The following is an 18,479-nucleotide window of genomic DNA, read 5'->3' as shown; positions in this document are numbered from 1 at the left end:
GCGAAATAACCCGCATCCAAAACGAACTGAACCGACTCGCCGCAACCAAAACCCGCAAACTCGAAGAACAACTCCACCCACACACCCCACCAACCACAGGCATACGCCGCGTCAGCTAAACCCCACATCCACTACGCGGGGAAAAACACATGAGGCACGGACCCCCACTACGCGGGGACTTGACAATGAGGCACCACGGGCTCACAGACGCCCTCATGTGCGGTAATGTTGTCTCCGTTCACCGCTCCCCAACGGTTTTTCGCCACGCTGTTCAATGACGAAAGGCATCAATGGCACGGGTCGTCCTCACAGGCCTCACACACCGGTATCCGTCGACTGTGACAACAACAATCGACACTCTCAGCCTTGATGTGCCGGACGGCGAACTGCTCGTTGTGCTCGGCGGCACCGGATCGGGCAAAACCACGCTTCTGCGGCTGATCAACGGAATGGAAACGCCGACGGCCGGCACGATCACCTTCGATGGCGAAGACTTCACAAAGCTGCCGGCACACCAGCGCCACGTGGTCATGGCCTTTGAGAACTACGCCCTCTACCCGCACATGACAGTCGCCGAGAACATGGCCTTCGCACTGCTGCTGTACGGCGAAACGCAGGAAGGCGCCAGGGAGCGCGTGCACGCCGTCGCCAAGCGCATGGGTCTGGAAGACCTGCTGGATGCCACCCCGGACGAACTGACCGGCACCCAGCGCCACACTGTCTCGATGGCACGCGCAGCCGTGCGCAGGCCGGCAGTGTTCCTCCTGGACGAACCTCTGAACCGCCTGCCCGAAGACACCCGCGAAGAGACCACCGCGGCATTGGCTGACCTCCAGCGCACCATCGGCATCACGTCGATCGTTGCCACTCGCGACGTTCCTTTGGCGCTCGGCATCGCCGACAGAATCGCCGTGCTCGAAAAGGGCAGAATCACGCGGCTCGGAACGCCCGACGAGCTGCGCGACTCCCTGTGACGAGCGGGTGGGACGCGGCAGCGGGCGTGCGGCAGGCGCGCTCAGCGCCTGAGCCCGGGCCGGCGGGCGTGCCGGCTGCACAGATCACCGCTGTTGACGCTGATTTGCGCGAGCACCTAGCTTCCCTGCCGTGGGACAGACCCCTGGCCGAATGGGATGGTGTTCACTCTGATTCGCTTGGGTTGTCACGCCACACCGTCCGAACCGTAGACTGCGTGCAGCCTGGTGCGGTAGAAGGCACACAACCTGCTGCGGTGGTCATCAAGGAAATGGACGAAGATGGCGCCGGTGACGAATACCGCCTGCTGCACGCACTGCGGGACGCACGATTACCGGCGGTTTGCCCACTGGGGGTCGTCACCGGCCGAACCACGGCAGCTTCAGGGGCGCTCATCACCCGACGGCTGACACCCGCCGCTCGCTACGACGAAATCCTGCGGGACGGGCCCCGCTCCCCCGCCGCACACAGCGTGGTCGAGGCTTTTGCCGAACTTCTGGCCCACCTTCACCGGGCCGGGTTCTTCTGGGGCGATGCTGCACTGTCCAACACGCTGTTCTCACCCAGCAGCGACGGGTACACCGCGTGGCTGGTCGATGCTGAAACCGGCGAGCTTCACCCAAGCCTGTCCGAGGGCCAGAAAACGCACGATCTTGAACTGGCGCGCCTCAACATGGCGGGCGAGCTGTTCAACACCGCTCACTCCACTGACGAGGCGGATCTCGCCTCCGTGCGCAAACTCGACTCCCGTTTGGTGGAGGCGTACCGCTCCCTCACGGGAGCGGACTGAGGCTCAGGCGCCGGGTTCGGCGGGAGCGCTGCGCAGACCGCGCGTGCGCGCAATTTCGTACAGCGACACCGCGGCTGCAACACCCGCGTTGAGCGATTCGGTTGCTCCCGCCATGGGGATCGACACGATCTGATCGCAGGTTTCGCGAATAAGCCGCGACAGACCCTTGCCTTCCGAACCGACAACCAGACACACCGGTTCGGTGCCCAAAGAGAGTTCCGGCAGATCCACATCGCCGTCCATGTCGAGGCCAAGCACGAACACGCCCTGCTTCTTAAGCTCGGTGAGTTCGCGGGCCAGGTTGACCACCTGGGCCACCCGGATGCGGGCGGCTGCACCGGCCGAGGTCTTCCAGGCGCCGGCGTTCATGGCGGCGGAACGGCGTTCGGGGATGATCACACCGTGACCGCCGAAAGCTGCGGCAGAGCGGATGATGGCCCCGAGGTTGCGGGCGTCGGTGATGCCGTCGAGGGCCACCAGCAGCGGCTTCTGCACTTCCGCGGCAGCCGCGTCCAGCAGGTCCTTCGGGGTTGCGTACTCGTACGGTGGCAGGACAAGAGCGAGTCCCTGGTGGACCGCCCTGTCGGTCATGCGGTCAAGTTCGTCACGGCTTGCCTCCAACAGCGGAACTCCGCGGTCAGCGGCAATTGCGATCGCATCGCGCACCCGGTCGTCAGAATCGGCACCGCGGACAATGTAGAGCGCTTTCGCCGGCACACCTTCGCGCAGGGCTTCGAGCACCGAGTTGCGGCCAGCCACAGTGTCCACACCCTGTTCACCCTTAAAGCGACGAGAGTTCTGCTTGCCCTGCTGGCGGCGCTGCCGTTCGAGCTTCTCCTTGTGCGCCTTGTGGTAAACGCGGTCTTCGGCTTTCGGCGTGGGGCCCTTGCCCTCCAACCGACGCCGCCCGTGACCGCCCGTGCCCTTGCGCGGGCCCTTTGCCTTTGCCATGTTCAGTCCCTTACGTGGTAGCGGTAGCCGTCGGCGGTGTCTTCGACGACGATGCCGGCTGCTGCCAGCTGGTCGCGGATCGCATCGGCCACAGCCCAGTCCTTGTCGGCGCGCGCCTGAGCGCGCGTGCGCACGAGTTCGTCGACCAGCTGGTCAAGAGCGTGCGCGGTCGCCGAGGATTCCCCACCCTGCGCCCAGGTGGCAGAACTCGGGTTGATGCCGAGGATGTCGAGCATGAGCTCAACCGAAGTCAACACTGTGGCGAGTTCACCTCGGTCCCCACCCTCAAGCAGGCGGAAGCCGGTGCCCACCTGGTCGAACACGACGGCCAGGGCCTTCGGGATGCCGAGGTCGGCATCCATGGCCTGTGCGAAGGCTTCCGGCACCGTTATCGAGGTGTCGCGGAACGTCGGCACTGCCGGAGCCTCATCTCCGAGTTCCTGGCGGGCTCGGGAAATGAAGTTGCGGATCCGCTCAAGGGCCGGAGCCTGTCCTTCGACCAGCTCTTCCGAAAACTCCAGCACGGAACGGTAGTGCGCCGTGGACAGGAAGTAGCGCACCAGAAGTGCGGAGTGATCGTCGAAAAGGTCGTGGGCGAAAATCGAGTTGCCCAGTGACTTCGACATCTTGTCGCCGCCCACATTGAGCAGACCGGAGTGCATCCAGATGCGGGCAAAGCCGTCACCGGCCGCGGTCGACTGGGCGAGTTCGTTTTCGTGGTGCGGGAAGCGCAGATCCAGGCCACCGCCGTGGATGTCGAATTCGGCCCCCAGGTACTTGGTCGACATTGCGGAGCACTCGATGTGCCAGCCCGGCCGGCCGCGACCCCACGGGGTGGGCCAGCTGGCGGTCAGGGGGTCGCCGTCCTTGTGGCCCTTCCACAGAGCGAAGTCGCGCGGGTCCCGCTTGCCGCGAACTTCAGCGTCGGTTTCGGCCATGTCGTCGAGGCTCTGGTGCGTCAGCGCACCGTACTGTGGCCAGGACCGGGCGTCGAAGTACACGTCGCCGCTGCCGTCTTCCGCCGCATAGGCATGGCCGGCATCGATGAGCCTGCCGATCAGTTCGACCATTTCGGTGATGTGGCCGGTGGCACGCGGCTCATAGGACGGGGGCAGCACGCCGATCCGGTCGTAGGCGGCAGTGAACACCTGCTCGTATTTATAGGCGTGGGCAAACCACGGGCGGCTCTCTTCGACGGACTTCTGCAGGATCTTGTCGTCGATGTCGGTCACATTGCGCACCAGCAGAACATCAAGTCCCCTGTAGGTCAGCCAGCGGCGAAGCTGGTCGAACACGACCGCCGAGCGCATGTGGCCGATGTGAGGTGCACCCTGAACGGTCGCACCGCACACGTAGATCCCCACCTGTCCGTCACAGACGGGAACGAGGGGCTCGAGGGTGCGGGACTTGGTGTTATACAGCTGAATTGTCACGCCCGACAGTCTAGCCGCCATCTGCTGCACGCGCCCGGCCCGGAAGCCCCGGCGCACGCGCTCCTGCGAATCACAAACTGACAACAGTCTGGACGCGCACTGGGAAAACTATGACATTCGTCACGAATTCGTCTACAGTTTCCTCAACATCGCATCAAAACAAAGGTGTTTTATATGTCTACTCAAGCACCCCCTCAGGGTGAAAAGCGGCAGGTTTTCGTCAGCCGCAGCGCTTTCATCTTTGCCGCGGTCGGCTCTGCAGTCGGCCTGGGCAACATCTGGCGTTTCCCCTATGTCGCCTACGAGAGCGGCGGCGGAGCGTTCATCCTCCCCTACCTCATCGCTCTGCTTACGGCGGGTATCCCACTGCTGTTCCTGGACTACGCAATCGGCCACCGGTTCCGGTCTTCGGCCCCGCTGGCCTTCCGGTCGATGAACCGGGCGGCTGAACCCATCGGCTGGATCCAGGTCGGCATCGCCACCGTCATCGCCATCTACTACTCGGCAATCATCGCCTGGGCGGCCAGCTACGCCTGGTTCTCCCTGTCGAAGGCATGGGGCGACGATCCCGAGGGCTTCCTCTTCGGTTCGTACCTGCAGCTGGATGACGGCGGTCTGCCGACCGCGGATATCGTGCCCGCAGTTCTCGGCCCGCTCATCGGCGTGTGGGTCATTACGCTCATCATCCTCTTCCTGGGCGTGCAGGGCGGTATCGCCCGCTTCTCGAAGGTCTTCATTCCGCTGCTCATCGTCCTGTTCGTGGGGCTCGTCATCCGAGCCCTCACGCTGGACGGAGCCATCACCGGCCTCGACGCCCTGTTCAAGCCGGACTTCAGTCAGATAGCCAAGCCCAGCGTGTGGATCGCCGCCTACGGTCAGATCTTCTTCTCGCTGTCTGTTGCCTTCGGCATCATGCTGACCTACGCGTCCTACCTGAAGAAGCGCACCAACCTCACCGGCTCCGGCCTGGTCGTCGGTCTGTCGAACTCCGCGTTCGAAATCCTCGCGGGCCTCGGCGTGTTCGCCGCACTGGGCTTCATGGCCACTGCTTCTGGAACCGAGGTTAGCGAAGTGGCTGCCGGCGGTGTCGGCCTGGCATTCGTGGTGTTCCCGCTGATCATCTCCGAAATGCCCTTCGGTGAGATCTTCGGTGTGCTGTTCTTCGTCAGCCTGATCTTCGCGGGTCTGTCCTCGCTGATCTCGCTGGTGCAGGTGCCGATCGCAGCTGTTTCGGACAAGCTCGGCATCTCGCAGCGCAAGTCGACCGGATTCGTCGGCGGCGGCATGGCGCTTGTCGCGGTGGTCGGCTTCTCCACCACCTCGGGCCTCATCACACTGGACACGATTGACTACTTCGTCAACAACATCGGAATCGTCGGCATTGCCATCATCGCGGTCATCACGGTCGCCTGGGTTCTGCGCCGCCTGCCGTTCCTGCGCGACCACCTCAACGCGGTCTCAACGTTCAAGCTCGGCAAGGTCTGGATGGCGTTCGTCGGAGTCATCACCCCGATAGTCCTGGTCGTCATGCTCGTTCAGGTCATTATCACAACCATCAAGGAAGGCTACGAAGGCTATCCGCAGATCACACTGAACCTGCTCGGCTGGGGCGTCCTCGGGCTCATCCTGGTGGTGTCGATTCTCCTGTCGATCACACCGTGGCCGCGCAAGAGCCTCGAAAAGGTTGAACGAGCACAGGCTGAGTTCGAACAGCAGCTCAGCTCCCCGGCCGCCGCCCCACATGCGACCACTGAACCGCAGGCCGCGCCGGAAGCCACACCGCACAACGAGAACGGAGTTACGCCATGAGCGCATCCGCAGTCATCATGATGCTCATCGCCATCATCACCGTCTGGGGCGGTCTCGGAGCCGCAATCCTGCACCTCAAGGCGCACCCTGACGAGGCGGCCGGCGACATCGACTGAACCGTCGCCACCCGCTGACTGAACAGAGGCCGGGCTTCGCACACCGCGAAGCCCGGCCTTTATTCGTGCCGAGTTTTCGGTAGCGTGGGACATGACACATCAACGACTGCTTATAGGAGTCAGCATGTCCCAGACCGTGAAGGGCATTGTCGCCTTCGCAAAGGAAGAACCCGTACAGCTAGTCGACATCGTCATCCCCGACCCCGGTCCGGGCGAAGTCGTCGTCGACGTCAAGTCCTGCGGTGTCTGCCACACCGATTACCACTACCGTCAGGGCGGAGTCAGCGACGACTTCCCGTTCCTGCTGGGACACGAATCCGTCGGTGTTGTCAGCGCGGTCGGCGAGGGCGTCGTCCACGTTGAGGTCGGCGATTTCGTCATCCTCAACTGGCGCGCCACCTGTGGCGAATGCCGCGCCTGCAAGCGCAACGAACAGCAATACTGCTTTGCCACCCACAACGCCAAGCAGAAGATGACGCTGACTGACGGCACGGAACTCGAAGCCGCCCTGGGTATCGGGTCCTTTGCTGAAAAGACCCTCGTTGCCGAACGCCAGTGCACCAAGGTCGACGAGGGCGACCCGGCCGTGCTGGGGCTTCTGGGCTGCGGTGTCATGGCGGGCATCGGCGCAGCAATGAACACCGGTGAGGTCAAGCACGGCGATTCCGTGGCCGTTATCGGCTGCGGCGGAGTGGGCTGTGCCGCGATTGCCGGCGCAAAGCTGGCGGGCGCATCGACCATCATCGCGATCGACTTCGACCACAAGAAGCTCGCCGCGGCAGAAGAACTCGGCGCAACCCACAGCTTTTCGTCAAAGGGCATGAGCGAAGACGAGGTCGTCGAGAAGGTCCAGAGCCTCACCGGCGGCTTCGGCGCTGATGTCGTCATCGACGCCGTGGGCCGCCCCGAAACCTGGCGCCAAGCGTTCTACGCCCGCGATCTCGCCGGAACGGTCGTCCTGGTGGGTGTTCCCACACCAGACATGGAGCTGACAGTCCCCTTCATCGACATGTTCGCCCGAGGCGGCAAGCTCAAGTCCTCGTGGTACGGCGACTGCCTGCCCGAACGCGACTTTCCGATGCTCACCGAACTGTACAAGCAGGGCCGCCTGCCGCTGGAGAAGTTCGTCACCGAGCGGATCAGCATCGAGCAGGTTGAAGATGCCTTTGACAAGATGGCGCGAGGAGAAGTCCTTCGATCGGTAGTGGAGTTCACATGACAGACAGCGCAGTCCGCATTGAGCGGCTCATCACCTCGGGAACCTTTTCACTCGACGGCGAAACCTTTGACGTCGACAACAACGTGTGGATTGTCGGCGACGATTCCACCGTCGTCGTCATCGACCCGGCACACAACCCGAATGCGATTGCAGAAGCGGTCGGCGAACGCGAAGTCAGCGCGATCCTGCTGACACACGGCCATGATGACCACATTCGGTACGTTTTCGACGCACAGGCCAAACTCGGCGACCCGCCGATTCTGCTCAACCCCGCAGATTCGGTCCTGTGGGACCAGGTCTTCGAGGACCGTCAGCCCACCGGCCGGATCGACGACGGCGACAGCTTCACGGTGGCCGGCCTGCGTCTGAGCGCGCTTCACACGCCGGGCCACTCCCCTGGCTCCACGTGCTTCTACATTGCCGAAGGCCTCACGGGTGCCGGACTGCCCGAGGACGTTCGGGGAACCACAGCCTCGGATGCCGAGGTGCCTGTCCTGCTGTCCGGTGACACTCTGTTCAACGGGGGCCCGGGAGCAACAGGACGGTCGTATTCGAGCTTCGACACGATCATCGAGTCGATTCGCGAACGCCTCTTCGCCCTGCCTGAGGACACGATCGTGCTGACCGGACACGGCGATTCCACCAGCATCGGCGCGGAAAAACCGCACCTGCAGGAATGGATTGACCGCGGACACTGAGCGGCATAGTGTCACCCGCGACCACCATCTGTTTTGTTCATAAAGGATTTTCATGGCCACCACCCAACTGCAGAAGCGTCTGAAGACCCGGCACCTCGTCATGATGAGCCTCGGGTCGGCAATCGGCGCGGGCCTCTTCCTCGGCGTCGGCGAAGGAATCGCCGTTGCCGGCCCGGCAATCCTTCTGGCCTATGTGGCTGCCGGACTCATCATCATCTCGGTTATGCGGATGCTCGGCGAAATGGTTGCCGCCGACCCCAACCCGGGAGCGTTCTCCTACTACGCCGGCAAGGCGCTGGGCCCCGCGGCCGCTTTTGCCGTCGGATGGCTGTGGTGGGTGCAGCTGTGCCTGGTCGTCGCGGTTGAGGCGACAGCCGCCGCGCAGATCATGCGCTCGGCGTTCTTCCCGGATGTTCCCCAGTGGATCTGGGTGCTGGCCTTCATGCTCATCTTCACCGTCATCAACCTCATGGGCGTTGGCTCGTTCGGCGAATTCGAATACTGGTTCAGCTTCATCAAGGTCGCCTTCGTCATCCTGTTCCTCATCGTGGTCACAGCCTTCCTGTTCGGCCTGACCCCCGGTGAATCCCCCGGTCTGAGCAATGTGCAGGGCATCGACCTGGCGCCCTCGGGCATCGGCGGCATCGGCACCGGCCTGCTCATTGTGATCTTCGCGTTCGGCGGCATTGAGATCCTCGCGGTCGCAGCAGCTGAAACAGCAGATCCGGAAACCTCCATCCGCAAGGCGATCGCGGGCATCGTGCTGCGCATCCTCGTGTTCTACATGGGTTCGGTGACGCTCATGATCCTCGCTGTCCGCTGGGACAACCCGGACCTTGCCGAAAACCCGTTCGTCACGACCCTGACGACCACCGGACTGCCGGCAGTGGGCGCCATCATGGCCATCATCATCGTGGTGGCTCTGCTGAGCTCGCTCAACGCGAACGTGTACGGAGCCTCCCGCATGGTGTTCTCGCTGGCCCACCGCGGCATGGCGCCGGCGGCCACGGGACGCGCAAACAACAGGGGCGTGCCGATTCCAGCGATCATGGTGTCGGTTCTCATCGGCTTCGCATCCGTGCTGGTCAACGCCTTCAACCAGGACAATGTGCTGTTCATCGGCCTCAACGTGGTCGGCTCAACACTGCTCGTGACCTGGATCGCGACCGTGGCCAGCCACATCGTCCTGCGCCACCGCGCCGAACGCGACGGCACCCCGCTGCCCATGAAGATGTGGGGCTACCCGGTCCTGTCGTGGCTGACCGCGGCCGCTCTGCTGGCCGTCATCGTGCTGGGCATGTTCGCTCCGGACACCCGCACGCAGATGCTGTGGACGTTCGGCATCTTCGCCATCGTGTGGCTGATCGGCGTCATCGTGACGCGCGGTAAGTCAGTTGAGGAAGTCACCGGCGGCGATGAACTCGCACCGGACGAACCTCACGCCTGGTAAACCAGGGCGGTCGCCACAGCGGCGACTCCTTCACCTCGACCGGTGAAGCCCAAACCGTCAGACGTCGTGCCGGACACCGCGACCGGCGCTCCGGCGGCAACACTCAGCACCCGCTGGGCTTCGGCCCGGCGGGTGCCTATTTTGGGGCGAGTACACACGGCCTGCACCGCGATGTTGCCAATGGAAAAACCGGCTTCGCGCACCAGGCGGGCGGCTTCTTTCAGCAGTTCAGCACCGGATGCTCCGGCAAGTTCCGGGCGGTCAACACCGAAGTGCGCGCCCAGGTCGCCGATGCCGGCGGCCGAGAACAGAGCGTCACAGCAGGCGTGAGCAACCGCATCGGAATCCGAGTGCCCCTCCAGGCCCGGCCCGGCGTCTTCCCACAGCAAGCCCGCCAACCACAGGCGCCGCTGTGGGTCGTCCGAAAAAGCGTGGGTGTCAAAGCCGATTCCCACCCGCATTGTCATTCTCCTTGCAGTCGAGCGCGCGCTGTGCGCAGATCTTCGGGGTACGTGATTTTGTGTGCCGCTTCTGCCCCCGGCACTCCCCTGGCGGGAATGCCGATGGCTTCCAGGAGCCCCGCATCGTCAGTTGCCGAAAGACCGGTCTGGCGAGCGTGCCGGTGAGCCGCGCGCAGGTCTTCCGTGCGGAACCCCTGCGGGGTCTGGACTCGCCTCAGCTGGGAACGGTCGACGGGAGTCGCAAGGTCCTCGACTGACGAGGTGCTGCCCGCCACTGTCCTGATGGTGTCGGCTACCGGGAGGGTCGGCACAACATTGCGCTCGCCGGCGCGCAGAGCATCGATCACGCGGATGAAGACCTCGTTTGGGGTGAGCGCGCGAGCTGCATCGTGCACAAGGACAAAGCTTGGGTTGGCGGTTTCGAGCAGTTCCAGTGCGGCAGCGACGGAATCTGTGCGCTCAGCACCGCCTTCAACGACCGCAACCAGGCTGCGTGGAACTTTGAGCGAGTCACATTCGGCGTCTGCGATGGCGCGCGCTTCTTCCAGCAAGTCCGCGGGTGCGGCAATAACGGTGAGCCCGCAGCCGGCACGCAGACCAGAGCGCAGGGACCACGCCAAGAGCGTGCGGCCTGCCAGTTCAACGAAGGCCTTCGGACGGTCAGCGCCCAAGCGCGTACCGGACCCGGCGGCGGGAATGATGAGAGCTGTCTCCACGACAGCAATGGTAGCCGGCGGCAGCGACATGGCGGCTGCTGGCGGTGGCGACGCCAGCCCGGGGAAACAGCCGGCACAGAAGCACAAAGCCCGCGCTCAGGACAGTCTGAGCGCGGACCGTGTGACAGAAATCAGGAAGCGAGAACCTCGTCAAGCATTGCTTCGGCTTCGTCCTCTTCCTTTTCCTTGGCCAGAGCCAGTTCAGAAACCAGAACCTGACGTGCTTTGGCAAGCATGCGCTTTTCACCAGTGGAAAGTCCGCGGTCCTGTTCGCGGCGCCACAGGTCGCGAACAACTTCGGCAACCTTGATGACGTCGCCGGACTGGAACTTTTCGAGATTGGCCTTGTAACGGCGCGACCAGTTAGTGGGCTCTTCGGCCACTTCAGCGCGAAGAACTTCGAAGACCTTTTCCAGACCCTCTGCGTTGACGACGTCGCGAACACCGACGAGGTCGCAGTTCTCAGCAGGGACTTCGATTGTCAGATCGCCGTGCGAAACCTCAAGCTTGAGGAAGACGGTCTCTTCACCCTTGATCTTGCGGGTGTTCACTTCTTGAACAGTGGCTGCACCGTGGTGCGGGTAGACGACGGTGTCTCCAACCTGAAAACTCATACTCTTTAGTCCCCTTTCGGTGACCCATCTTACCACGACACTTTCCGCAAATTGGGCGACAGCGGTCCACAGTGTGATATAGCGCTCTACTGGCACTTTCAGAGGACCATGGGAGATTCCATACTGAATCCTGTGACCCGAGTTTCGGACCGTTGACAAAAACAGGTACGATGCGGTCAGAGGCTTAGCATTTCTTCTTCTAGGAGCTTTAATCGTGAAAAGGCTGACCCGCTTCGGCGCCGTCGCGCTCGCAGCAGCCCTGGTTGCACCCCTCACCGGCTGTGCCGCACTGATCTCTTCTCAGCAGACCGCCAAGTACCACTACAACGGTGGCGACGGCGCGGCCACCTCGATTGACGGTGTGGACGTTCGCGGCATCCTGCTCATCTCAGACGAAGACCAGGAAAAGGCCCAGCTGTTCTACACGCTGGTCAACAACAGCGAAGAAACCGCCGAAGTCTCGATTGAGGCCGGCGACAAGACCGTCAAGCAGACCGTCAAAGCTGGGGACACTTTCTCGCAGGACCCGCAGAACCCCAACGCTGAAGGCGACAAGGAAGTCATCGTCACCGGCCTGAACCAGGAAACCGGCACGCTCGTCGACGTCACGGTCACCGTCAACGGCAACTCCGAAGACGTGCAGACGCAGATCCTCGACGGCAGCCACTGGTACTACAAGACCCTGGAGCCCACCAGCGAACCGTCCGCCGGCGCTGACGCCACAACGGACAGCACCACCGGACAGTGAAGCCGGTGAGCCTGCTCCCACAGCGGGCAGGTTCTTGCACACGCTTACAGAAGAGGTCCCCGAGCGATTGTCGCTCGGGGACCTCTTGCATGTGGCGCCGCCTCGGCAACCAGAGCAAACCAGACCGGCACAAGCCCCACCTCGGCGGTGCGGGTGCCCTCCCCACCTCCGCCTCGGCAAAAACACCCCTAAGCAACAAAAACACCCGATAGCCGCACACAAACACCCGATAGCCGGAATCTGCGCAAAAACAACCGCTGCTAAAGCGTGGATCCGTTGCTAAAGCGTGGGCGACCGCCCACAGGAGGCAGCACAAGGGAATACCTAAGTGGAATTCGGGTCCCGGCACAAGCCCCACCTCGGCAGCCAGCACAAGCCCCACCTCCGCCTCGGCAACCAGAGCAAACCAGACCGGCACAAGCCCCACCTCCGCCTCGGCAAAAACACCCCTAAGCAACAAAAACACCCGTTAGCCGCACTCAAACACCCGATAGCCGGAATCTGCGCGAAAACAGCCACTGCTAAAGCGTGGATCCGTTGCTAAAGCGTGGGCGACCGCCCGCAGGAGGCAGCACAAGGGAATGCCTAGGTGGATTTCGGGTCCCAGCACAAGCCCCACCTCGGCGGCGCGGGTGCCCTCCCCACCTCCGCCTCGACAACCAGAGCAAACCAGACCGGCATAAACCCCGCCTCAACAAAAACACCCCTAAGCAAGAAAAACACCCGTTAGCCGCACACAAACACCCGATAGCCGGAATCTGCGCGAAAACAGCCACTGCTAAAGCGTGGATCCGTTGCTAAAGCGTGGGCGACCGCCTAAAGCAGAGGCCCCCGAGTGGAGTTCCACTCGGGGGCCTCTGCTTTGGCTTCGTCTCAGCCCGTTGGCACTTTGTTCACCCAGCCAACTGTCTTAGTTCAGTCCTAATGGGCGCAGCCGCTCAGATTGCAAAGCCTCAGTCTTCGAACTTGTAGCCCAGGCCGCGCAGTGTTGTCAGCAGCTTGGGTTCGGAGGGGTTGACCTCGATCTTGGCGCGCAGACGCTTGATGTGGACGTCGAGGGTTTTGGTGTCTCCCACGTAGTCGGAGCCCCAGACCCGATCGATCAGCTGACCGCGCGTCATAACGCGACCGGCATTGCGAACCAGCATTTCCAGAAGCTCGAATTCCTTCAGCGGCAGCTGCATTTCCTCACCGCGCACCGTGACCACGTGACGGTCAACATCCACGCGCACACCGCCTGCTTCGAGAACGTCGTCGAATTCATCGTCAACAGACGCTGAACCACGGCGCAGAACAGCGCGAATGCGCGCCAGAAGTTCGCGCGAAGAATACGGCTTCGTCACATAGTCATCCGCGCCGAGCTCGAGGCCCACAACCTTGTCGATTTCGGCGTCCTTTGCAGTGAGCATGATGATCGGCACGTTCGATTTGCTGCGAATAGTGCGGCAGACTTCAGTACCCGGCAGACCGGGCAGCATGAGGTCCAAAAGCACCAGGTCTGCCCCGCCGGTCTCGAATTCCTCGACCGCCTTCTTGCCGTCAGCAGCCACAACAACGTCGTAGCCTTCGCGCCCCAGCAGGTAGGACAGCGGGTCCGACAGCGACTCTTCGTCTTCGACGAGCAGAATCTTGGTCAACTCATGCCTTTCTCTCGTGACCTTCGACAGACATTCCGTCCGAGGTCTTGTTTTCCGGCGGCTTCAGAAGCCGAACATTATCAGCCGGCGTGGCCGGCAGGATGATGGTGAAGGTAGACCCCTCACCGGGACGACTCCACACGTCGATGCGGCCGCCATGGGTGGCCACGATGTGCTTGACGATCGACAGACCCAGTCCGGTGCCGCCCGTATTGCGCGAACGCGCCGGATCAACCCGATAGAAGCGCTCAAAGATGCGCTCGGATTCTTCTGGGGAAATGCCGATCCCGTGGTCGGTGACGGTGATCGAAGCATCGCCGTCCGCAAACTCCACGCTGATGCCCACAGAAGTGCCGGAATTCGAATAGTTGACCGCATTGTCAATCAGATTGCGCACCGCATTGACCAGAAGGTCAAACGAACCCTGCACAGCGGTGCCAGGGCTGCCGGAGACTGACAGTTCGATGCCTTTCGCTTCGGCATTCGTCCGCGCCCGATCGACAGCCTCCTGCACGACGTCGTCGAGTTCCACCCGGGCAGTTGATTCCAGCTGTTCGTTGTCCTGTACGCGGGAAAGATTGATGATCTCCTGGACAAGCTGCGCCAGACGAGCAGATTCCTTCTGCAGTTTGCCGCCAAAGCGCTGCACGGCCTCGGGATCGTCCGAAAAGTCAGTAACAGCTTCAGCCATGAGGGAAATCGCGCCGATGGGTGTTTTGAGTTCGTGCGAAACATTCGCCACGAAGTCGCGTCGGACAGCGTTGATGCGGTGGGACTCAGTCTGGTCGTCACACAGCACAAGAACATAGGCCTCGGCCAGCGGAGCAACGCGAGCGTGCAGATAGCGGCGGCTCTTTTCATCCGATCCGCGCTGAGTTTCAAAGTCGATCTCTTCGATCAGACCGCGCACACGCACCCTTGCAACGGCTTCGCGCAGCTGCGGGGCGGCCAGCACGTGACCGCGCACAAGACCAAACGTGTAGGCGGCAGGCGATGCCTTCGTGACGTCGTCACCGGCGTCGATGACAATGGCCGCGCTGGGCAGAACGGCAAGGACTTCGGCAATGCCGTCGGGAAGTTCATCATCCGAGTGCAGGGATGCGGATGACCACGAGCTTTCGGACATGCGGAACGCAAGGATCCCGGCGATGCCCAAAATGAGGCCAACTCCGCCGGTGATGAGCGAAATAATCAACACGTCCACACTGATAGCCTAAACGGATGGTGACGCGGGTTCTATCTGAAAGCGACGGAGTTGACGATATTTCCCGTGGTATTCATATTGGTGACAGGCTCCTTTAACTCCCGCTTGAAAACGTTAACTTGATTCGTGTGGGTGTACAGTGCCTCACGTAGAACTTCAAGGAAAGGACCTCGAGTGCGCGAAGCCTTCCGCAATGAACTCGAATCCATCGCCGACGGACTCGTCGAAATGGCCGAAAAGGCCACCGCGGCCATGGAGGGCTCAGTTCAGGCTCTCTTGGAAAACAACCTCGAACTCGCTCAGCAGGTGATCGCCGCTGACGATTCGATCGACGGAATGCAGGCTTCCCTGGACCGCCGTTCAGCAGAAGTGCTGGCTCTCCAGGCCCCTGTCGCAGCGGATCTGCGCGCCGTCATCGCGGCGCTGAAGATGTCGGTTGCCATCGAGCGCATGGGCGACCTCGCCCGCCACATCGGCTCGCTCGTGCGCATCCGCCACCCCGAACCGGCTCTGCCCGAGCAGTTCCGCGATGTCTTCACCCACATGGGCACGACCGCGGTCCGCATCGGCAATGCTCTTGTTCAGCTGCTGAGCGAGCCCGGCACTGCAGCCGTTCCGATGATCGCTGCGATCGACGAAGAGCTCGACACTCTTCACCTGCGGGTATTCACCATCATCGGCGAACTGTCTAACGGCGAAATCTCGCCCAGCCAGATTGCCGATGTCACGCTGATCTCCCGCTACTTTGAGCGCTTCGGCGACCAGGCCGTCAACGTGGCACACCGCGTTGAGTACCTGCTCACCGGTTCGTTCGAACCGACGCTGTCAACGCTTCACGACTCCGAACCGGCCCGCCGCGAAGCTGAAATCGCCGACATCCGCGCTGAGCAGAACGAAAACTGAGCAGCACAGGGTTCAGCAGCACACAGCTGAACGCATAAGGCCCGGTGTCCACATGGACACCGGGCCTTTGCGGTTGATGCTGAGCTTCAGCGCGCCGAAGCTCAGCTCTCAGCTCACTTCTTGCCCTGGGCTGCGACCGCAGCGGCGGCTTCTGCTGCAGCTTCCGGGTCGAGGTAGCGACCACCGGGGGTCACCGGCTTGAAGTCTTCGTCGAGTTCGTAGTGCAGCGGAATGCCGGTGGGGATGTTGAGGCCGACAATCTCTTCGTCGCTGATGCCGTCGAGGTGCTTGACGAGTGCCCGCAGCGAATTGCCGTGTGCGGTGACCAGAACCGTGCGGCCCAGCTGAAGGTCCGGGACGATCGAGTCGTACCAGTACGGCAGCAGGCGCTTGATGACGTCCTTGAGGCATTCAGTCCGCGGAATGGCCGAACCCAGGTTTGCGTAGCGGGCTTCCCCTGCCTGCGACCATTCTGAGCTGTCGTCGAGTTCCGGCGGCGGGGTGTCGAACGAACGACGCCACGTCATGAACTGCTCTTCACCGAATTCGTCGCGCACTTCGGCTTTGTTCTTACCCTGCAGGGCACCGTAGTGGCGTTCGTTCAGGCGCCAGGAGCGCTTGACATCGATCCAGGACCGGTCAGCGGTTTCCAGTGCCAAGTTCGATGTGATGATGGCGCGCTTCAGGCGCGAGGTGTGCAGGACATCGGGTGCGAGTCCCGCTTCTGTCAGCAGCTCACCGGCCCGGGCGGCTTCGGTGCGGCCCTTATCAGTGAGGGTTACGTCAACCCAGCCGGTGAAGAGGTTCTTCTTGTTCCATTCGCTTTCGCCGTGGCGCAGCAGCACGAGGTTGTAAGTCATATCTCTATTCTTCCATGCGCGGGTCTCGCTCGGCGGGATCATCCGCAGGGCCGCCGTTGACAGTCTCAGACAGCGTCAGTTTCAGCTGAAATCAGCCGCGGTCGCTGTCATTCTCACTGGCTGTTTTCGTCACCTGTTTCGGTGAACGTGCCGATGAATTCGTTGTCGTCGGTATCCAGCAGGTGTTTGAATGCTTCGAGGTTGCGGGTGGATTCGCCGCGGGCGATCCTCCACGCCCATTCGCGCTTCATCGAGGTGAGGAAGCCGTGGACCAGAAGGTCGTTGAAGCTGCCGTCGGAGACCGTGAGGATTTCACCCATCACCTGGTCGATGATGTCGGGCGTCCACGCGGATGCTGGAATCGATGCGCGCAGGTAGACGTCTCCGTGCGGGTCGAGGAAGAACGACACGAGGTGGAGGATCTGGTTGCGCCGCAGCATCCACCTGTAGAACGCGGCATGGTTTTCGTCGGGCCTGCGCATGAGGAACGCCTGCAGGTCGACTCGGGTGGGGGTGAAGCGGACCGACACGGTGGTTTTGAGCTTCTTTTCGCCCGGCAGCGTGACGACCAAGTGGCCGACGTCGACCACATCGAATTCGACCTCCGCGTCTTTGGCCCAAGCGACCAGGGCAGATGCTGTTTCTTCGATCGACGTCATTCGTTCCTCCCCGCAGGCTTTCCACCCGCTCCGGCAACAGTCAGTGCTTCCATTACCTTCTCAGCACAGGCCTGCCACGTAAACCTCTGTGCGCGCTTGTGCGCCGCCCGCCCCAGGCGATCACGCAGCCCAGCATCGTCGAGCAGCCGTGCGAGCTCCTCGGCCCACAGCCGGTGGTCCCGCTTAGCCAGCAGAATTCCCGTTGCCCCGCTGTCGACGATGACCTCCAGCCCGCCCACGCGCGAGGCGAGAACCGCGCGGCCGGCGGCTGACGCTTCGGCGGCGACAAAGCCGAAGGACTCCGAGCGCGACGGCACGATCACCACGTCAGCCGCCCTGTACCAGTCGGCTAGTTCCTCAGCCGGCACGGGTTCGCGGATCTCAAGAACCTCAGCAGCCCCGAGCCTCTCGGCCAGTTCGGTGTACACGCTGTCGTGTGCGCCTCCGGATGCCGCGCCCAGCTGGACCATGCGCGTGCGGCTCGCCAGGTCCGGCCGCAGAGCACGCAGCGATGCGAGGGTTTCGATCGCCAAATCGGTTCCCTTGACACGCTGCATCCTGCCGACACCCAGAACCAGCAGGTCGGCGTCAACGCCCACCCGGCTGCGCGCTTCGGCCTGGTCGCCGGGGGTGAAGATGTCTGCGCGCACACCCGGCGGCGCCGTGAGCACTCTGTCAGCCTTCGCGCCCAGCAGATCCTGCGCGTCTTCGGCTTCCGCCGGTGTGTTGGCCACGATGGTGTCGGCCGTCTGCGCGATCCGCCGTTCGGCTTCCAGCCTCTGGGCCGGTTCGCTGTGCCCCGGGAAGTCACGCTCCTTAACCGCCGCCATCGTGTGGAACGACACTGCGGTCGGTTTGTGCGGCTTCGCGCGCAGGGCTGCGTCGGCTGAAATCCAGTAGTGCGCCCACACGCAGTCGGCGGCACGGTAGTCGGGGTGTTCGCTCAGCTGCCGGGCCAAGATGTCGATGTCGGCTGCGAGTTCCTCTTTTGTCTGGGCTCTCGTCTCCAACAGGTGGGCACGGATTCCGGGACCCAGTTCACGAGGTGCCTGCTGGCCCCCGCTCTGCAGCTGCGGGTCCGCTGTGAAGATGTCGACGGTGTGCCCGGCGGCCGCGATTTCCCGGGCCACGTTGAGGGCGTACACGTTCAGTCCCCCGGCATCACCGGCACCGGGTTGGGCAGCCGGGGACGTGTGCAGGGATATGAGTGCCAAACGGCGAGCGGATGAGTTCGGCATC

19 protein-coding genes are annotated in these 18,479 nt (G+C 62.7%); 9 read left to right on the top strand and 10 right to left on the bottom strand.

All coding sequences use genetic code 11. From position 1 onward, the window contains the following. Window positions 1-290 precede the first annotated feature (290 nt). Together Bravens_RS02705 and Bravens_RS02700 are read left to right on the top strand one after the other, a co-directional pair. Entirely contained in the window at window positions 291-974 is a 684-nt protein-coding gene (locus tag Bravens_RS02705) for an ABC transporter ATP-binding protein (RefSeq protein ID WP_062020084.1), read from the top strand. Between the two features lie 254 nt (window positions 975-1,228). Further along, window positions 1,229-1,762, top strand: coding sequence for a lipopolysaccharide kinase InaA family protein (locus Bravens_RS02700; RefSeq protein ID WP_062020082.1), 534 nt, complete (start codon window positions 1,229-1,231; stop codon window positions 1,760-1,762). A 3-nt stretch (window positions 1,763-1,765) separates the two neighbouring features. On the opposite strand, the gene rlmB is transcribed toward Bravens_RS02700, so the two are convergent. Beyond that, window positions 1,766-2,713: a 23S rRNA (guanosine(2251)-2'-O)-methyltransferase RlmB gene (gene rlmB, locus Bravens_RS02695; RefSeq protein ID WP_061942095.1), complete on the bottom strand. Its 948-nt coding sequence runs from the start codon at window positions 2,711-2,713 to the stop codon at window positions 1,766-1,768. A gap of 2 nt (window positions 2,714-2,715) precedes the next feature. Further along, window positions 2,716-4,146 (bottom strand): cysteine--tRNA ligase, encoded by a 1,431-nt coding sequence (gene cysS, locus Bravens_RS02690; protein WP_062020088.1) that lies wholly within the window; start codon window positions 4,144-4,146, stop codon window positions 2,716-2,718. A gap of 174 nt (window positions 4,147-4,320) precedes the next feature. Between cysS and Bravens_RS02685 the strand changes: the two genes are divergently transcribed. The 5 genes from Bravens_RS02685 (at window position 4,321) to Bravens_RS02670 (ending at window position 9,438) form a co-directional block, all read left to right on the top strand. Next, window positions 4,321-5,955 carry a sodium-dependent transporter gene (locus tag Bravens_RS02685; RefSeq protein ID WP_082790988.1) on the top strand — a complete coding sequence of 545 codons (1,635 nt, stop codon included), beginning with the start codon at window positions 4,321-4,323 and terminating at the stop codon, window positions 5,953-5,955. Further along, complete coding sequence (locus Bravens_RS10370; protein WP_019175780.1) at window positions 5,952-6,071, top strand: methionine/alanine import family NSS transporter small subunit; 120 nt, start codon at window positions 5,952-5,954, stop codon at window positions 6,069-6,071. Before Bravens_RS02685 ends, Bravens_RS10370 begins: the two co-directional genes overlap by 4 nt. 124 nt (window positions 6,072-6,195) lie before the next feature. Further along, entirely contained in the window at window positions 6,196-7,290 is a 1,095-nt protein-coding gene (locus Bravens_RS02680) for an S-(hydroxymethyl)mycothiol dehydrogenase (RefSeq protein ID WP_062020080.1), read from the top strand. Beyond that, entirely contained in the window at window positions 7,287-7,988 is a 702-nt protein-coding gene (locus Bravens_RS02675; protein ID WP_062020078.1) for an MBL fold metallo-hydrolase, read from the top strand. The genes Bravens_RS02680 and Bravens_RS02675 overlap by 4 nt, the downstream gene beginning before the upstream one ends. 52 nt (window positions 7,989-8,040) lie before the next feature. Continuing rightward, a complete protein-coding gene (locus Bravens_RS02670) occupies window positions 8,041-9,438 on the top strand; it encodes an amino acid permease (RefSeq protein ID WP_062020076.1) in 1,398 nt (465 codons plus the stop codon). Here Bravens_RS02670 and ispF read toward each other — a convergent pair. The 3 genes from ispF to Bravens_RS02655 all read right to left on the bottom strand — a co-directional run bounded on the left by ispF (window position 9,426) and on the right by Bravens_RS02655 (window position 11,229). Beyond that, on the bottom strand, window positions 9,426-9,905 hold the full coding sequence (ispF, locus tag Bravens_RS02665) for a 2-C-methyl-D-erythritol 2,4-cyclodiphosphate synthase (protein ID WP_062020074.1): 480 nt from the start codon (window positions 9,903-9,905) through the stop codon (window positions 9,426-9,428). The two genes, Bravens_RS02670 and ispF, sit on opposite strands and share 13 nt — an antisense overlap. Next, a complete protein-coding gene (ispD, locus tag Bravens_RS02660; RefSeq protein WP_244878101.1) occupies window positions 9,902-10,615 on the bottom strand; it encodes a 2-C-methyl-D-erythritol 4-phosphate cytidylyltransferase in 714 nt (237 codons plus the stop codon). The genes ispF and ispD overlap by 4 nt, the downstream gene beginning before the upstream one ends. Window positions 10,616-10,746: 131 nt before the next feature. Further along, entirely contained in the window at window positions 10,747-11,229 is a 483-nt protein-coding gene (locus tag Bravens_RS02655) for a CarD family transcriptional regulator (RefSeq protein ID WP_019175786.1), read from the bottom strand. A 214-nt stretch (window positions 11,230-11,443) separates the two neighbouring features. Between Bravens_RS02655 and Bravens_RS02650 the strand changes: the two genes are divergently transcribed. Further along, window positions 11,444-11,977 carry a hypothetical protein gene (locus tag Bravens_RS02650; protein WP_062020070.1) on the top strand — a complete coding sequence of 178 codons (534 nt, stop codon included), beginning with the start codon at window positions 11,444-11,446 and terminating at the stop codon, window positions 11,975-11,977. A 953-nt stretch (window positions 11,978-12,930) separates the two neighbouring features. Here Bravens_RS02650 and Bravens_RS02645 read toward each other — a convergent pair. Both Bravens_RS02645 and Bravens_RS02640 read right to left on the bottom strand, forming a co-directional pair. Continuing rightward, the gene (locus tag Bravens_RS02645; protein WP_019175788.1) at window positions 12,931-13,614 is read right to left on the bottom strand and encodes a response regulator transcription factor; all 684 of its coding nucleotides are present in this window, start codon (window positions 13,612-13,614) and stop codon (window positions 12,931-12,933) included. A 1-nt stretch (window position 13,615) separates the two neighbouring features. Continuing rightward, window positions 13,616-14,818, bottom strand: coding sequence for a sensor histidine kinase (locus Bravens_RS02640; protein WP_062020068.1), 1,203 nt, complete (start codon window positions 14,816-14,818; stop codon window positions 13,616-13,618). A 174-nt stretch (window positions 14,819-14,992) separates the two neighbouring features. On the opposite strand from Bravens_RS02640, the gene phoU reads away from it, so the two are divergent. After that, window positions 14,993-15,721 carry a phosphate signaling complex protein PhoU gene (phoU, locus tag Bravens_RS02635; protein ID WP_062020066.1) on the top strand — a complete coding sequence of 243 codons (729 nt, stop codon included), beginning with the start codon at window positions 14,993-14,995 and terminating at the stop codon, window positions 15,719-15,721. 113 nt (window positions 15,722-15,834) lie between these two features. On the opposite strand, the gene Bravens_RS02630 is transcribed toward phoU, so the two are convergent. The 3 genes from Bravens_RS02630 to Bravens_RS02620 form a co-directional block, all read right to left on the bottom strand. Beyond that, window positions 15,835-16,581, bottom strand: a complete 747-nt coding sequence (locus Bravens_RS02630) for a phosphoglyceromutase (RefSeq protein ID WP_061942117.1) — start codon at window positions 16,579-16,581, stop codon at window positions 15,835-15,837. Window positions 16,582-16,694: 113 nt separating this feature from the next. Further along, window positions 16,695-17,240: a YbjN domain-containing protein gene (locus Bravens_RS02625; protein WP_062020064.1), complete on the bottom strand. Its 546-nt coding sequence runs from the start codon at window positions 17,238-17,240 to the stop codon at window positions 16,695-16,697. After that, complete coding sequence (locus Bravens_RS02620; protein WP_062020062.1) at window positions 17,237-18,478, bottom strand: glycosyltransferase; 1,242 nt, start codon at window positions 18,476-18,478, stop codon at window positions 17,237-17,239. Before Bravens_RS02620 ends, Bravens_RS02625 begins: the two co-directional genes overlap by 4 nt. Window position 18,479: the final 1 nt, after the last annotated feature.

Origin of the sequence: Brevibacterium ravenspurgense (assembly GCF_001584615.1) — a bacterium.
Classification (GTDB): Bacteria; Actinomycetota; Actinomycetes; order Actinomycetales; family Brevibacteriaceae; genus Brevibacterium; species Brevibacterium ravenspurgense.
This window is presented reverse-complemented; position numbering and strand designations above follow the sequence as displayed.

What these genes read in the sequence shown, in the direction of transcription:
- Bravens_RS02630 (WP_061942117.1), bottom strand. Translation starts at nt 16,581, where the DNA reads ATGACTTACAACCTCGTGCTGCTGCGCCACGGCGAAAGCGAATGGAAC.
- ispF (WP_062020074.1), bottom strand. Translation starts at nt 9,905, where the DNA reads ATGACAATGCGGGTGGGAATCGGCTTTGACACCCACGCTTTTTCGGAC.
- Bravens_RS02680 (WP_062020080.1), top strand. Translation starts at nt 6,196, where the DNA reads ATGTCCCAGACCGTGAAGGGCATTGTCGCCTTCGCAAAGGAAGAACCC.
- Bravens_RS02625 (WP_062020064.1), bottom strand. Translation starts at nt 17,240, where the DNA reads ATGACGTCGATCGAAGAAACAGCATCTGCCCTGGTCGCTTGGGCCAAA.
- rlmB (WP_061942095.1), bottom strand. Translation starts at nt 2,713, where the DNA reads ATGGCAAAGGCAAAGGGCCCGCGCAAGGGCACGGGCGGTCACGGGCGG.
- Bravens_RS02675 (WP_062020078.1), top strand. Translation starts at nt 7,287, where the DNA reads ATGACAGACAGCGCAGTCCGCATTGAGCGGCTCATCACCTCGGGAACC.
- Bravens_RS02670 (WP_062020076.1), top strand. Translation starts at nt 8,041, where the DNA reads ATGGCCACCACCCAACTGCAGAAGCGTCTGAAGACCCGGCACCTCGTC.
- Bravens_RS02620 (WP_062020062.1), bottom strand. Translation starts at nt 18,478, where the DNA reads ATGCCGAACTCATCCGCTCGCCGTTTGGCACTCATATCCCTGCACACG.
- Bravens_RS10370 (WP_019175780.1), top strand. Translation starts at nt 5,952, where the DNA reads ATGAGCGCATCCGCAGTCATCATGATGCTCATCGCCATCATCACCGTC.
- Bravens_RS02705 (WP_062020084.1), top strand. Translation starts at nt 291, where the DNA reads ATGGCACGGGTCGTCCTCACAGGCCTCACACACCGGTATCCGTCGACT.
- Bravens_RS02685 (WP_082790988.1), top strand. Translation starts at nt 4,321, where the DNA reads ATGTCTACTCAAGCACCCCCTCAGGGTGAAAAGCGGCAGGTTTTCGTC.
- Bravens_RS02655 (WP_019175786.1), bottom strand. Translation starts at nt 11,229, where the DNA reads ATGAGTTTTCAGGTTGGAGACACCGTCGTCTACCCGCACCACGGTGCA.